Here is a 13,351-nt window from a genome sequence, read left to right on the forward strand (position 1 = left end):
ATAAAGGGTGTTTAACAGAGATCTGTTAGTTTAATGACCTCAAAAATCTATCTATAATTACAAGCACCTGCATTGATGGAGAAGCACATGACAGCAACACACGAGGCGGTAAAGACCCGCCACAAGGAGACGTCACTCATTTTCCCGGTTCTGGCACTGGCTGTGCTGCTCTTCTGGGGAAGCAGTCAGTCACTGCCAGTGGTGGTTGGTATCAATATTCTTGCCCTGGTCGGCATCTTAACCAGCGCATTTAGCGTCGTTCGCCATGCGGACGTCCTGGCCCACCGTCTGGGCGAGCCGTACGGATCGTTAATTCTCAGCCTTTCCGTCGTTATCCTCGAAGTTAGCCTGATTTCCGCGCTCATGGCGACCGGCGATGCCGCGCCGACGCTGATGCGCGACACGCTCTACTCGATCATTATGATTGTGACGGGCGGCCTGGTGGGCTTCTCTCTGCTGCTGGGCGGCCGCAAGTTCGCGACCCAGTATATGAACCTGTTCGGCATTAAACAGTATCTGATTGCCCTCTTCCCGCTGGCCATTATCGTGCTGGTCTTCCCGATGGCGCTGCCGGGTGCAAACTTCTCTACCGGTCAGGCGCTGCTGGTTGCGCTCATTTCCGCCGCCATGTACGGCGTGTTCTTGTTGATTCAGACCAAAACGCACCAGAGCCTGTTTGTGTACGAGCATGAAGATGACGGCGACGACGATGACCCGCACCACGGCAAGCCGTCAGCCCACAGCAGCGCGTGGCATACGGTTTGGCTGATCGTGCATCTGATTGCGGTGATTGCGGTCACCAAGATGAATGCCAACCCGCTGGAAACGCTGCTAACCGAGCTGAACGCGCCGGTAGCGTTTACCGGCTTCCTGGTGGCCCTGCTGATCCTGTCCCCTGAAGGGCTGGGGGCGCTGAAAGCGGTGTTGAATAATCAGGTGCAGCGCGCAATGAACCTGTTCTTCGGCTCCGTACTGGCGACAATTTCACTTACCGTACCGGTAGTAACGCTGATTGCCTTTATGACGGGCAACGAGCTGCAGTTTGCGCTGGGCGCGCCGGAGATGATTGTGATGGTCGCCTCGTTACTGCTGTGCCAGATTTCGTTCTCTACCGGGCGTACCAACGTGCTGAACGGCGCGGCGCATATGGCGTTGTTTATTGCCTATTTGATGACGATTTTTGCGTAGCCTTTTTTGCCCAGCGGCGCTTCGCTTGCAGGGCCTACGGGTTTTGTAGGCCGGGTAAGCGCAGCGCCACCCGGCAATATGCCCCATAAAAAAACCCGCCGAAGCGGGTTTTTTTATTAGTTGCTGGTATCCAGCTCGTCGAAGCTCTTCACCAGATCGTCAATCGCTTTGATCTGTTTCAGGAACGGCTCCAGCTTATCCAGCGGCAGCGCAGATGGGCCGTCGCATTTCGCATTTGCCGGATCCGGGTGCGCTTCAATAAACAGACCTGCCAGACCCGTCGCCATACCGGCACGAGCCAGCTCGGTAACCTGGGCACGACGGCCACCGGATGCGGCGCCGAACGGGTCGCGGCACTGCAGGGCGTGAGTCACGTCGAAAATCACCGGAGACTGGCCGGAGACATTTTTCATCACGCTGAAGCCCAGCATGTCGACAACCAGGTTGTCGTAACCGAAGTTTGCGCCACGGTCACACAGGATCACCTTGTCGTTACCACCTTCGATGAACTTATCGACGATGTTCCCCATCTGCCCAGGGCTCACGAACTGCGGTTTCTTCACGTTGATAACAGCACCGGTTTTGGCCATCGCGGCAACCAGGTCGGTCTGGCGAGCCAGGAATGCCGGGAGCTGAATCACGTCCACCACGTCTGCCACCGGCTGCGCCTGTGAGGCTTCATGCACGTCGGTGATCACTTTCACGCCAAAGGTCTGCTTCAGCTCCTGGAAAATCTTCATCCCTTCTTCCAGGCCCGGGCCACGGTAAGAGTTGATGGAGGAGCGGTTGGCTTTGTCAAAAGAGGCCTTAAACACGTACGGGATACCCAGCTTCTGGGTCACGGTCACGTAGTGTTCGCAGATACGCATGGCGAGATCGCGGGATTCCAGCACGTTCATGCCGCCAAACAGTACGAACGGCAGGTCGTTTGCTACCTTGATATCACCAATGCTAACCACTTTTTGTTTCATAGGATCGCCTTATTCAGGTGTGAATCGGAATTAAGATTAATGCAGTGTAATTTGTTTGTGCGAGATCGCGTTGATCTGCGCACGAATCATTTCGCTAATGGGATCTTCCGGACACTGCTCGACGAAATAATTCAAATCATTCAGCGCCACGTGCTCGCAGTCGAGCTGCGCATAGATCAGCCCGCGATCGCGAATTTCGTACGGGTCTTCCGGGTTGAACTGCAGCAGCACTTCACTGGCGCGCAACGCCAGCTCCATCTGACGCTCTTCCATTAACGCGGACTTCAGCGTATCCAGCAGCTTGCGAATCACCTCTGCGTTATCCGCCTCGTCGAGATCTTCGTTGAAGAGCTCAGCCACCGGGCTGATATTGCCTTTCAGCCACACGTCCAGCGTATGTTCATCCAGCGTGTCGCCGTTGAAGGGATTAATGAGCCACATTTCGCCGTCCAGCCACTCCGCGCGCAGGATCATCTGCGTCGGGAAAATGACCGGGACCAGCGGAATATCCAGACGGTGCGCGACCCACAGCAAAATAGAGCCCAGCGCCACGGCGCTGCCCTGACGATTTTTTAAGACCTGGTCCAGCCATAACGCGTCAGACAGGCGATATACGCCCCGCGTGTCGCAGAAACCCCATTCGCCGTAGAAAAGCTCCAGCAGCTTCTCTAATTGCCAGTCTTGCGGGCGAGCCTGATTAATCTCTTCACGCGCCAGGCTGACCAGATTCTCCAGCTCATCGTAGACAAACTGCGACGTAAAATCGTCGCGAATCATCTCAGAAATCAGGATCATGCCATCGCAAAGCGGCACTTTATTAAATTCGAAATCGGCTAAGGACCTCATGACTTACCCCAGTAACGACTAAGCGAACAATGACGCTCAGGCGCGATAAAACTCAAAACGATGTAGATGATAACGCCAAACAGCTTTTCAGTCAGCCATGCGCCTTTATCAGTAAATGGCAGATAGCCTGTTTTCATGGCCACTGCCCCAGCGTCAGGCGTTCGTTGCCGCCGTAGTCGCGGCAGGTTTCGACTGCGGCGTAACCTGCTTGCGTAAACAGTGCCCGCACGGCTTCTCCCTGCGTCCAGCCATGCTCCACGAGCAGCCAGCCGCCGGGAAATAAATGTTCCCGTGACGTTGTCACTATGTGATCAAGATCGGCTAATCCCGCGTTGGCGGCCACGAGCGCCGTGAGCGGTTCGAAGCGAACATCTCCCTGCGCAAGGTGCGGGTCATGTTCGTCGATGTAAGGAGGATTGCTTACAATCATCGCAAATGAGCGATTCTCCAGCGCGGCAAACCAGCTGCTTTGCAGCACCGTCACGTTGCGGAGCCCGAGACGTTCCACGTTACGCTGCGCCAGCGCCACCGCGTCGGGCATTACGTCCACCGCCGTCACCGCGCAGTCGGGCCGCTCGGTGGCCAGCGCCAGCGCGATAGCACCGGTCCCCGTCCCGAGGTCGAGAATGCTGCAGGCCGCCGCCGGTAAACGCGCAAGCGCCTGCTCAACCAGACACTCGGTGTCCGGACGCGGGATCAGCGTCGCCGCCGAGACGTACAGCGATAACGACCAGAACTCACGTTCACCGACAAGGTGTGCCACCGGCTCGCCGGTTTTACGACGGGCAAGCAGCGCGGCGAGCTGCGCTTCCTGCTCAGCGGTCAGTTCGGTTTCGCCAAAAGCCAACAGATACGTACGGGCTTTACCCGTCACATGCTCAAGCAAAATTTCGGCATCGCGTTTCGGGCTTTCGCTTTCTGCAAGCTCTCCGGCCGCCTCACGTAACCAGCGCTGAAAATCCATTAGTCCTGCTCGGACAGTGCCGCCAGCTGGTCGGCCTGGTATTCCTGCACGATAGGCTCGATCAGCATATCCAGCTTCCCTTCCATCACCTCGTCCAGACGGTACAGCGTCAGGTTGATGCGGTGGTCGGTCACGCGGCCCTGCGGGAAGTTATAGGTGCGGTTACGGTCGCTGCGATCGCCGCTGCCCAGCAGGTTACGACGCGTAGACGCTTCCGCCTGCTGGCGTTTCGCCATTTCCGCTGCGTGGATACGCGCGCCCAGCACGGATAACGCTTTGGCTTTGTTTTTGTGCTGTGAACGCTCGTCCTGGCATTCGACAACGATGCCGGTTGGCAGGTGGGTAATACGGATGGCGGAGTCGGTGGTGTTGACGTGCTGACCACCCGCGCCAGAGGAGCGGAAAGTATCGATACGCAGGTCCGCCGGATTGATGTCCGGCAGTTCTGCTTCCGGCAGCTCCGGCATCACCGCTACCGTACAGGCTGAGGTGTGAATGCGTCCCTGAGATTCGGTGGCCGGTACGCGCTGCACGCGGTGACCGCCGGATTCAAACTTGAGACGACCGTACACGCCGTCGCCGCTGATCTTGGCGATAACCTCTTTGTAGCCACCATGTTCGCCTTCGTTGGCGCTCATGATCTCCACGCGCCAGCGACGCGATTCGGCGTAGCGGCTGTACATGCGGAACAGATCCCCGGCAAACAGGGCCGCTTCGTCACCGCCGGTACCGGCGCGCACTTCTACAAACGCGTTACGCTCATCGTCCGGATCCTTCGGCAGCAGAAGCACCTGAAGCTGCTGCTCCATCTCTTCAGAACGCGCTTTCGCGTCCTGCAACTCTTCCTGCGCCATCTCGCGCATTTCAGGATCGTCGAGCATCATCTGCGCGGTTTCAATATCTTCCTGAACCTGTCGCCAGTCGGTAAAGCATTTAGAAACATCACTTAACTGCGCGTATTCACGCGAGAGCGCGCGAAAACGTTCCTGGTCCGCGATGGTCCCGGCATCCCCGAGGAGCGCCTGTACTTCTTCATGGCGCTCGTGCAGAGCTTCCAGTTTAGCGACGATAGAAGGCTTCATAGGCGTAAGTGCACCTTGTCTTAGAAAATGGGTATAGGGCGCTATTCCAGCCCGAGGCTGTTGCGCAGAATGGTCAGGCGTTCATCATCCCCATCACGGGCGGCCTGCTGAAGAGATTTGGTTGGTGCATGGATCAGGCGGTTGGTCAGTTTCCACGCCAGGTCCTGCATAATCGCATTTGCGTCGCCGCCCTGTTCAAGGGCCGCTAACGCTTTGGCAGTCAGGTCATCACGCACCTGCTCCGCCTGCCCGCGATACTCGCGGATGGTCTCGCTGACGCTTTGCGCGCGCAGCCAGGCCATAAACTCACTGGTTTCCTGCTCAACGATGGTTTCCGCCTGCACCGCCGCCGCTTTACGCTGGGCGAGGTTGTGCGAAATGATGCTTTGCAGGTCATCCACGCTGTAGAGGTAGGCATTAGGCAGCTTGCCCACTTCCGGCTCAACATCGCGCGGGACGGCGATATCCACCAGCAGCATCGGCTGATTGCGACGGGACTTCAGCGCACGCTCCACCATCCCTTTTCCGATAATCGGCAGCGGGCTGGCGGTAGAGCTGATAATAATGTCCGCCTCTTTCAGGCGTTCATCGATGTCGCTCAGGGCAACCACCTCTGCGCCCACTTCATCCGCCAGCACCTGCGCGCGTTCGCGGGTGCGGTTAGCGATAATCATCTTTTTCACTTTATGTTCGCGCAGATGGCGCGCCACAAGTTCGATGGTTTCGCCCGCACCCACCAGCATCACGGTGACGGTAGACAGGGATTCAAAGATTTGGCGTGCAAGGGTGCAGGCCGCGAAAGCAACGGAAACCGCACTGGCACCAATGTCGGTTTCGGTTCGCACACGCTTCGCCACGGAGAACGACTTCTGGAACATACGCTCCAGCTCGCTGGCCTTCAGATGCCCTTTTTGCGAGTCCGCAAACGCTTTTTTCACCTGCCCCAGGATCTGCGGCTCGCCCAGCACCAGCGAATCCAGCCCGCTGGCGACGCGCATCAGGTGGCTGACGGCATCGTTGTCCTGATGCCAGTACAGGCTGTTGCGCAGCTCGTCTTCGTTGAGATTGTGGTAGTCGCATAGCCAGCGGATCAGCGCTTCGTGCAGGTTGTCCTGCTCTTCCACGCTTAAATACAACTCGGTACGGTTGCACGTCGAGAGCACCACGCCACCCTGCACCATCGGTTGTGCAAGCAGGCTGTCCAGCGCCAGGTCAAGCGTATCCGGCGAAAACGTCACGCGTTCTCGCAGCGAAACCGGAGCCGTTTTGTGGTTGATGCCGAGTGCTAATAGGGTCATGTTGAGCGGGAGTAGTACCAGCGTTAATAAGGTTAGCAGAACGCATCATACAGGATGCGCGAGATCAATAAAAGGGACTGCCCCCTTTCGGAGTAATAGCTTATACCCGTCATACTTCAAGCTGCATGCGCGTTGGCTGCGCTCGTTCACCCCAATCACATAGTTATCTATGCTCATGGGGATTCACTCTCTTGCCGCCTTCATGCAGCTTGAATTATTTAGGGTAGATACAACCCTTTGAGATAATTTGAACGTAGACGGTAGCCCCCTTCGACGCTAGCATTAACAGTTATAACTGCAACGTATCTCAAGGATTTGTCCTCATTATGACCCGACTGATTCGCCTGCTGCCGCTGGCAGCACTGGTTCTGACCGCATGTACCGTCACTCAACCAAAAGGCCCGGGCAAAAGCCCTGATTCACCGCAGTGGCGTCAGCACCAGCAGGACGTCCGTAATTTGAACCAGTACCAGACCCGCGGCGCTTTCGCTTATCTCTCTGACGAACAAAAGGTTTATGCCCGCTTCTTCTGGCAGCAGACGGGTCAGGACAACTATCGCCTGTTGCTGCTGAACCCGCTGGGCAGCACCGAACTGGAGCTTATCGCGAAACCGGGTGAAGCGCAGATCACCGATAACAAAGGCCAGCACTATACCGCGACCGATGCCGAAGAGATGATTGGCAAGCTGACCGGGATGCCTATCCCGCTCAACAGCCTGCGCCAGTGGATCCTTGGCCTGCCGGGTGAGGCTACTGACTACAGCCTTGACGACCAGTACCGTCTGAGCCAGGTGAACTACACGCAGAACGGTAAAACCTGGAAAGTGGTGTACAGCGCCTATGACAGTAAGAGTAAACCGTCGCTGCCATCGAATATGGAACTGACTCAGGGCAGCCAGCGTATCAAGCTGAAAATGGACAACTGGATCGTTAAATGATGACCCACTGGCCCTCTCCGGCAAAGCTGAACCTTTTTTTATACATCACCGGCCAGCGTGCTGACGGTTATCACACCCTGCAGACGCTGTTTCAGTTTATTGACTATGGCGACACGATCTCCATCGAATTGCGCCAGGACGGGCAGATTTGCCTGCTCACGCCGGTCGACGGCGTGGCGCATGAAGACAACCTGATCGTGCGCGCCGCGCGCCTGCTGATGAAAGCCGCAGCGGAATCGGGCCGTCTGCCTGCGGGAAGCGGTGCGGATATCCGTATCGAGAAGCGCCTGCCGATGGGCGGCGGTCTGGGCGGTGGCTCATCCAACGCTGCCACCGTGTTGGTTGCGCTGAACCACCTCTGGGGCTGCGGGCTGTCGAAGGACGAACTGGCAGCCCTGGGCCTGACGCTGGGGGCTGATGTCCCGGTGTTTGTTCGCGGTCATGCGGCCTTTGCTGAGGGCGTGGGTGAGATCCTCTCCCCGGCTGAACCGCCGGAGAAATGGTATCTGGTTGCCCACCCTGGCGTGAGCATTCCGACACCGGTCATCTTTAAAGATCCTGACCTGAAAAGGAATACCCCGGTTCGGTCAATAGAAACGTTATTAAATTGTGAATTCAGCAACGATTGCGAGGTTATCGCAAGAAAACGTTTTCGCGAGGTTGATGCGGTGCTTTCCTGGCTGTTAGAATACGCGCCGTCGCGCCTGACTGGTACAGGGGCCTGTGTCTTTGCTGAATTTGACACCGAATCCGCCGCTCGTCAGGTGCTTGAGCAAGCGCCGGTTTGGCTGCATGGTTTTGTAGCACGTGGGATGAACATTTCCCCCCTACAGCAGGCCATTCTGGCGCAGACTGAGTTTCGGTGACAACGTCACCCTGTTCCAGACGTTGCATCGCGCTCTTTAATACACCGCCTGGATAGCATTTGCCTGGCCCGCACAGTTTGCGGCGAACGCTATCCACCACTGGACGCATGCCTGAGGTTCTTCTCGTGCCTGATATGAAGCTTTTTGCTGGTAACGCCACCCCGGAACTAGCACAACGTATTGCCAACCGCCTGTACACTTCCCTCGGCGACGCCGCCGTAGGTCGCTTTAGCGACGGCGAAGTCAGCGTACAAATTAACGAAAATGTACGCGGTGGTGATATTTTCATCATCCAGTCCACCTGTGCTCCAACAAACGACAACCTGATGGAATTGGTTGTTATGGTCGACGCCCTGCGTCGCGCTTCAGCAGGCCGTATCACTGCTGTAATCCCTTACTTCGGCTATGCCCGTCAGGACCGTCGCGTCCGTTCCGCACGTGTGCCAATCACCGCTAAAGTTGTCGCTGACTTCCTGTCCAGCGTCGGCGTTGACCGCGTACTGACCGTTGACCTGCACGCAGAGCAGATCCAGGGCTTCTTCGACGTCCCGGTTGATAACGTATTCGGCAGCCCAATTCTGCTGGAAGACATGCTGCAGCTGAACCTGGATAACCCAATCGTGGTTTCTCCGGACATCGGCGGCGTGGTACGTGCCCGTGCTATCGCTAAGCTGCTGAACGATACCGACATGGCGATCATCGACAAACGCCGTCCGCGCGCTAACGTTTCTCAGGTGATGCACATCATCGGTGACGTTGCTGGCCGTGACTGCGTGCTGGTTGACGACATGATCGATACCGGCGGTACGCTGTGTAAAGCCGCTGAAGCGCTGAAAGAGCGTGGTGCTAAGCGCGTGTTCGCCTACGCAACTCACCCGATCTTCTCCGGTAACGCGGTAAACAACCTGCGCAACTCCGTCATTGACGAAGTGGTGGTATGCGATACCATCCCTCTGAGCGACGAGATCAAAGCACTGCCAAACGTGCGTACGTTGACCCTGTCCGGGATGCTGGCCGAAGCGATTCGTCGTATCAGCAACGAAGAATCTATCTCAGCAATGTTCGAACACTAATCGAACACGGCCGAAAAACCCGCTGCGGCGGGTTTTTTTGTCTCTGGGTTTTATTTGTATGATTAATGCCTCCTTCACCTGCCATTCACATGACAGATGATGCGCATACGGATGATAGATAATTGTGAAAAACGTAACCTCCTCACATGTTCTGCCCTTTCGCGCCCTCATCGACGCCTGCTGGAAAGAGAAGTATACCTCGTCACGCTTTGTACGTGACCTGATTGCCGGGATCACCGTCGGCATTATCGCCATCCCGCTGGCGATGGCGCTGGCGATTGGCAGCGGCGTTGCGCCGCAGTACGGTCTGTACACCTCGGCCGTTGCCGGGATCGTCATCGCCCTGACGGGCGGCTCGCGCTTCAGCGTCTCCGGCCCGACCGCCGCCTTCGTGGTGATCCTCTACCCGGTTTCGCAGCAGTTTGGTCTGGCAGGCCTGCTGGTCGCCACCCTGATGTCCGGCGTCTTTTTGATTCTGTTTGGCCTGGCACGCTTTGGGCGGCTGATCGAGTACATCCCCCTTTCCGTGACGCTGGGATTCACCTCGGGGATTGGTATCACCATCGGAACCATGCAGATCAAGGACTTTCTCGGCCTGCAGATGTCCCACGTACCGGAGCACTACCTGCAAAAAGTGGGGGCGCTGTTTATGGCGCTGCCGACGGCCAACCTGGGCGATGCCGCCATCGGGATTGTAACGCTGGGTACGCTGATCGTCTGGCCACGTCTGGGGATCCGTCTGCCGGGCCATTTACCCGCTCTGCTGCTGGGCTGCGCGGTGATGGCCCTCGTCAATATGTTCGGTGGCCATGTCGCGACTATTGGCTCGCAGTTTCACTATGTTCTGGCGGACGGTTCACAGGGCAGCGGCATTCCGCAACTGTTGCCGCAGCTGGTGCTCCCGTGGGACATGCCCGGTTCCAGCTTCACCCTAAGCTGGGATTCCCTCCGTGCCCTGCTTCCCGCCGCGTTCTCTATGGCGATGCTGGGGGCGATTGAATCCCTGCTCTGTGCCGTCGTTTTGGACGGTATGACCGGCACCAAACACAAAGCCAACAGCGAGCTGGTCGGTCAGGGATTAGGCAACCTCGTCGCGCCGTTCTTCGGCGGTATTACCGCAACGGCAGCCATCGCCCGCTCTGCTGCCAACGTGCGCGCGGGGGCAACCTCACCCGTTTCGGCGGTTATCCACTCCGTACTGGTGATCCTCGCCCTGCTGATCCTCGCCCCGCTGCTCTCCTGGCTGCCGCTTTCCGCCATGGCTGCCCTGCTGCTGATGGTGGCCTGGAACATGAGTGAGGCGCATAAGGTGGTGAACCTGCTGCGTCGCGCGCCGAAAGACGACATCATCGTGATGCTGATCTGCATGTCGCTGACCGTGCTGTTCGACATGGTTATCGCCATCAGCGTCGGGATCGTGCTGGCGTCCCTGCTGTTTATGCGCCGCATCGCGCAGATGACGCGCCTTTCCCCGGTTAACGTCGAGGTGCCTGACGATGTGCTGGTGCTGCGCGTGATTGGCCCGCTGTTCTTCGCCGCGGCGGAAGGTTTGTTTAGCGATCTGGAGTCCCGCATCGCGGGCAAACGGGTTGCGGTGCTGAAATGGGATGCTGTACCGGTGCTGGATGCAGGCGGCCTGGATGCCTTCCAGCGCTTTGTGGCACGTCTGCCGGAAGGCTGCGAGCTGCGGGTGAGTAACCTGGAGTTTCAGCCGCTGCGCACCATGGCGCGCGCGGGCGTGCAGCCTATCCCTGGCCGACTCTCCTTCTACCCTAACCGTGAAGCCGCGTTAGCGGATCTGTGAGTGACCTGATGCAGAGAAACGTCTCTGCATCATCACCCCGATCGCCTGCTGGAGCCATGCAATCACGGCAGGCGTCATCCATGTTCCTTTCATCAGGTGCGCCTCCTGCTGCATGGCAGTGCGAAACTTTTGCTGGGTCTCCGGGTTCGTGCCCGCGTAAGACTGGAACAATACCAGCCAGTTTTCAGCCAACTTTTGCGCCTCCTCCGAGGCAGGATCGCTATTTTCCCGCTGCGCCTGATGCAGTTTCGCCACCAGCGGCGGCCACTCCATCATGCGGTCAAAGTAGTGTGCCCGGGTAAAGGCCATCTCTTCGGCAGTGAGATACTTCTCCCATATGCTGAGCTTAGATTCCGCAAACGCGCGCGTGATGTAATCCGTCATCTCAGGCGTGATACCGGTCTGCACCTGCATCTGCGGTTCAACGCTGTGCATCTCGTTCAGCCGGGTGAGAAACTCCGGCTTGCCCGCCGTGTCCTGCTCCAGACGTTCCATCCAGCGCGTCGCCAGGTCCATGGCTCGCGCGTCCATAACGGGTATATGTTGCTCCAGAAGCGTTTTGGCCTCTGTAACCAGCCCCGACCAGATAGCCGTCAGCGCATCCTTCTGCATCGCAAACGGCAGCTGCTGTAACTCTTCTTTGCTAAACCAGCGATCGTACATATTCATTAACTCCAGAGTCTGTAGCCAGGATTCCAGATCCGGCGTCGCATCGTCGATAAGCCCGGTCCGCAGCTCCACCAGACGGTCGCGCAGCGTATATATGCTGCGCAGCTGTTTATCCAGCAGCGTGATTTGCGCATCGAGTAACTCGGTTAACGACAGCGACTCCTGTTCCAGGAAATCCCTGATTTCAGCAAGTTCCAGCCCCGCTTTTGCCAGCGCCTGGATCATGTGCAGACGCTGGACATCCGCCAGGTTGTAAAGCCGGTAACCTGCCGCGCTTCTGGCAGAAGGCAGCAACAACCCTGTTTGCTCATAGTGGTGCAAAGTCCGCACGGTGATCCCGGCACGTTTCGCCAGCTCACCCACCTGAATCAACATAACTGCTCCTTTTTCTTTGCCAGTGGCGCCACTCTGGAGCCTTACGTTACGTGAGGGTCAACCCTTGATGCAAAAAAAAACGACTCCCTCGGGAGCCGTTTCGGTGTTCTTTATCGTAGCACTAGCTGTGCTTATGCTGGTCGCGACGACAGCGTTTATCGTAGTGGCGCACCCACCAGTATTTGTCACAGACTTCCTCATGGCCGCTCACGCGAGCCCCTGCCAGCCACAATACCGCACCAACGAAGATGCTCAATATCGCGCCATGCGCAAAGTATTGCGGGAGGTCAAGCTGCGGTAACTGGTTTAAAATTGAATAACCCACGCCGGCTACCATCACGAACAGCCCCAATCCCATCAGCACGTTACCGAGTAACGAAGCGTTTTTGCGTTTCATGTGTCACCTCCGGAACTTTGGGTTGTCAGGGGAAAAGCCCCTAATCCTTGTGTGTAAAGTATAGACAACGCCCCTTTTATGAGTTGCGTGAATGATCACAATTACAGATAACTCCCAAACAAAAGTTTACAAATAAGACTTTGAACAGCTTGAAATTCTAATTGTTCAAATCAGAAATTATTCGTATTTCGCTGAGAAGATCGCAGAATTTTGTCAAGCGGCGCGCCAGACAGTAAACTACGCGCCAGATCTGGAACCCATTAGGAATTGAATCGTGACGATTAAACTGATTGTCGGCCTCGCCAACCCGGGCGCAGAATATGCGGCCACACGCCATAATGCCGGGGCATGGTACGTCGATCTGCTGGCCGAGCGGTTACGTGCTCCCCTGCGTGAAGAACCTAAATTCTTCGGGTATACCTCACGTATCAACCTTGCTGGCGCGGATGTTCGCTTACTGGTGCCCACCACCTTTATGAACCTGAGCGGTAAAGCCGTGGCGGCAATGGCAACGTTTTATCGCATCAATCCGGATGAAATTCTGGTGGCCCACGATGAGCTGGATCTCCCGCCCGGCGTGGCAAAATTCAAACTGGGCGGCGGGCACGGCGGCCATAACGGTCTTAAAGACATCATCAGCAAGCTGGGTAATAACCCGAATTTTCACCGTTTGCGCGTAGGAATCGGCCATCCGGGCGATAAAAACAAAGTTGTCGGTTTCGTACTCGGTAAGCCCCCGGTTTCTGAGCAGAAACTGATTGACGAGGCGGTAGACGAAGCGGCGCGCTGCACCGAAATCTGGCTGAAAGATGGGTTAACCAAAGCGACAAACCGCTTGCACGCTTTCAAAGCGCAATAATCCGCCCGATACGGCTTTTTT

At 57.0% G+C, this 13,351-nt stretch carries 13 protein-coding genes and 1 pseudogene; 6 read left to right on the forward strand and 8 right to left on the reverse strand.

Annotated elements, in window-relative coordinates; all coding sequences use genetic code 11:
• Window positions 1-87 precede the first annotated feature (87 nt).
• The gene (chaA, locus tag GVO84_RS13070) at window positions 88-1,188 is read left to right on the forward strand and encodes a sodium-potassium/proton antiporter ChaA (protein ID WP_023312122.1); all 1,101 of its coding nucleotides are present in this window, start codon (window positions 88-90) and stop codon (window positions 1,186-1,188) included.
• A 116-nt stretch (window positions 1,189-1,304) separates the two neighbouring features.
• Here chaA and kdsA read toward each other — a convergent pair whose 3' ends face one another.
• The 6 genes and pseudogenes from kdsA to hemA all read right to left on the reverse strand — a co-directional run bounded on the left by kdsA (window position 1,305) and on the right by hemA (window position 6,349).
• Window positions 1,305-2,159, reverse strand: a complete 855-nt coding sequence (kdsA, locus tag GVO84_RS13075) for a 3-deoxy-8-phosphooctulonate synthase (protein WP_029741601.1) — start codon at window positions 2,157-2,159, stop codon at window positions 1,305-1,307.
• Window positions 2,160-2,195: 36 nt separating this feature from the next.
• Window positions 2,196-3,005: an invasion regulator SirB1 gene (gene sirB1, locus GVO84_RS13080; RefSeq protein WP_023312124.1), complete on the reverse strand. Its 810-nt coding sequence runs from the start codon at window positions 3,003-3,005 to the stop codon at window positions 2,196-2,198.
• 41 nt (window positions 3,006-3,046) lie between these two features.
• Window positions 3,047-3,136 (reverse strand): annotated as a pseudogene (locus GVO84_RS13085) (siroheme synthase); the annotation flags it as partial.
• 2 nt (window positions 3,137-3,138) lie between these two features.
• Window positions 3,139-3,969 carry a peptide chain release factor N(5)-glutamine methyltransferase gene (gene prmC, locus GVO84_RS13090; protein WP_159514377.1) on the reverse strand — a complete coding sequence of 277 codons (831 nt, stop codon included), beginning with the start codon at window positions 3,967-3,969 and terminating at the stop codon, window positions 3,139-3,141.
• On the reverse strand, window positions 3,969-5,051 hold the full coding sequence (gene prfA, locus GVO84_RS13095; protein WP_023335998.1) for a peptide chain release factor 1: 1,083 nt from the start codon (window positions 5,049-5,051) through the stop codon (window positions 3,969-3,971). The genes prmC and prfA overlap by 1 nt, the downstream gene beginning before the upstream one ends.
• A 41-nt stretch (window positions 5,052-5,092) precedes the next feature.
• Window positions 5,093-6,349, reverse strand: a complete 1,257-nt coding sequence (hemA, locus tag GVO84_RS13100) for a glutamyl-tRNA reductase (RefSeq protein ID WP_023335999.1) — start codon at window positions 6,347-6,349, stop codon at window positions 5,093-5,095.
• 326 nt (window positions 6,350-6,675) lie between these two features.
• Here hemA and lolB point away from each other — a divergent pair, with 326 nt between their 5' ends.
• The 4 genes from lolB (at window position 6,676) to dauA (ending at window position 11,030) form a co-directional block, all read left to right on the forward strand.
• Complete coding sequence (gene lolB / locus GVO84_RS13105; protein WP_023336000.1) at window positions 6,676-7,287, forward strand: lipoprotein insertase outer membrane protein LolB; 612 nt, start codon at window positions 6,676-6,678, stop codon at window positions 7,285-7,287.
• The gene (gene ispE, locus GVO84_RS13110; protein WP_159514378.1) at window positions 7,284-8,153 is read left to right on the forward strand and encodes a 4-(cytidine 5'-diphospho)-2-C-methyl-D-erythritol kinase; all 870 of its coding nucleotides are present in this window, start codon (window positions 7,284-7,286) and stop codon (window positions 8,151-8,153) included. The genes lolB and ispE overlap by 4 nt, the downstream gene beginning before the upstream one ends.
• Window positions 8,154-8,278: 125 nt before the next feature.
• The gene (prs, locus tag GVO84_RS13115) at window positions 8,279-9,226 is read left to right on the forward strand and encodes a ribose-phosphate diphosphokinase (RefSeq protein ID WP_003856663.1); all 948 of its coding nucleotides are present in this window, start codon (window positions 8,279-8,281) and stop codon (window positions 9,224-9,226) included.
• 124 nt (window positions 9,227-9,350) lie between these two features.
• Complete coding sequence (gene dauA, locus GVO84_RS13120; RefSeq protein ID WP_159514379.1) at window positions 9,351-11,030, forward strand: C4-dicarboxylic acid transporter DauA; 1,680 nt, start codon at window positions 9,351-9,353, stop codon at window positions 11,028-11,030.
• Here dauA and GVO84_RS13125 read toward each other — a convergent pair.
• Window positions 11,016-12,074: a MerR family transcriptional regulator gene (locus GVO84_RS13125; RefSeq protein WP_159514380.1), complete on the reverse strand. Its 1,059-nt coding sequence runs from the start codon at window positions 12,072-12,074 to the stop codon at window positions 11,016-11,018. The two genes, dauA and GVO84_RS13125, sit on opposite strands and share 15 nt — an antisense overlap.
• A gap of 121 nt (window positions 12,075-12,195) precedes the next feature.
• Entirely contained in the window at window positions 12,196-12,471 is a 276-nt protein-coding gene (ychH, locus tag GVO84_RS13130) for a stress-induced protein YchH (RefSeq protein ID WP_032656663.1), read from the reverse strand.
• Window positions 12,472-12,745: 274 nt separating this feature from the next.
• Between ychH and pth the strand changes: the two genes are divergently transcribed.
• A complete protein-coding gene (gene pth / locus GVO84_RS13135) occupies window positions 12,746-13,330 on the forward strand; it encodes an aminoacyl-tRNA hydrolase (protein ID WP_023336005.1) in 585 nt (194 codons plus the stop codon).
• Window positions 13,331-13,351: the final 21 nt, after the last annotated feature.

It is taken from the genome of Enterobacter sp. SM3 (assembly GCF_009811935.2).
Lineage (GTDB): Bacteria > Pseudomonadota > Gammaproteobacteria > Enterobacterales > Enterobacteriaceae > Enterobacter > Enterobacter asburiae_D.

Excerpts from the sequence above, each read along its gene's own strand:
- chaA (WP_023312122.1), top strand. The coding sequence starts at position 88 with ATGACAGCAACACACGAGGCGGTAAAGACCCGCCACAAGGAGACGTCA.
- kdsA (WP_029741601.1), bottom strand. The coding sequence starts at position 2,159 with ATGAAACAAAAAGTGGTTAGCATTGGTGATATCAAGGTAGCAAACGAC.
- sirB1 (WP_023312124.1), bottom strand. The coding sequence starts at position 3,005 with ATGAGGTCCTTAGCCGATTTCGAATTTAATAAAGTGCCGCTTTGCGAT.
- prmC (WP_159514377.1), bottom strand. The coding sequence starts at position 3,969 with ATGGATTTTCAGCGCTGGTTACGTGAGGCGGCCGGAGAGCTTGCAGAA.
- prfA (WP_023335998.1), bottom strand. The coding sequence starts at position 5,051 with ATGAAGCCTTCTATCGTCGCTAAACTGGAAGCTCTGCACGAGCGCCAT.
- hemA (WP_023335999.1), bottom strand. The coding sequence starts at position 6,349 with ATGACCCTATTAGCACTCGGCATCAACCACAAAACGGCTCCGGTTTCG.
- lolB (WP_023336000.1), top strand. The coding sequence starts at position 6,676 with ATGACCCGACTGATTCGCCTGCTGCCGCTGGCAGCACTGGTTCTGACC.
- ispE (WP_159514378.1), top strand. The coding sequence starts at position 7,284 with ATGATGACCCACTGGCCCTCTCCGGCAAAGCTGAACCTTTTTTTATAC.
- GVO84_RS13125 (WP_159514380.1), bottom strand. The coding sequence starts at position 12,074 with ATGTTGATTCAGGTGGGTGAGCTGGCGAAACGTGCCGGGATCACCGTG.
- ychH (WP_032656663.1), bottom strand. The coding sequence starts at position 12,471 with ATGAAACGCAAAAACGCTTCGTTACTCGGTAACGTGCTGATGGGATTG.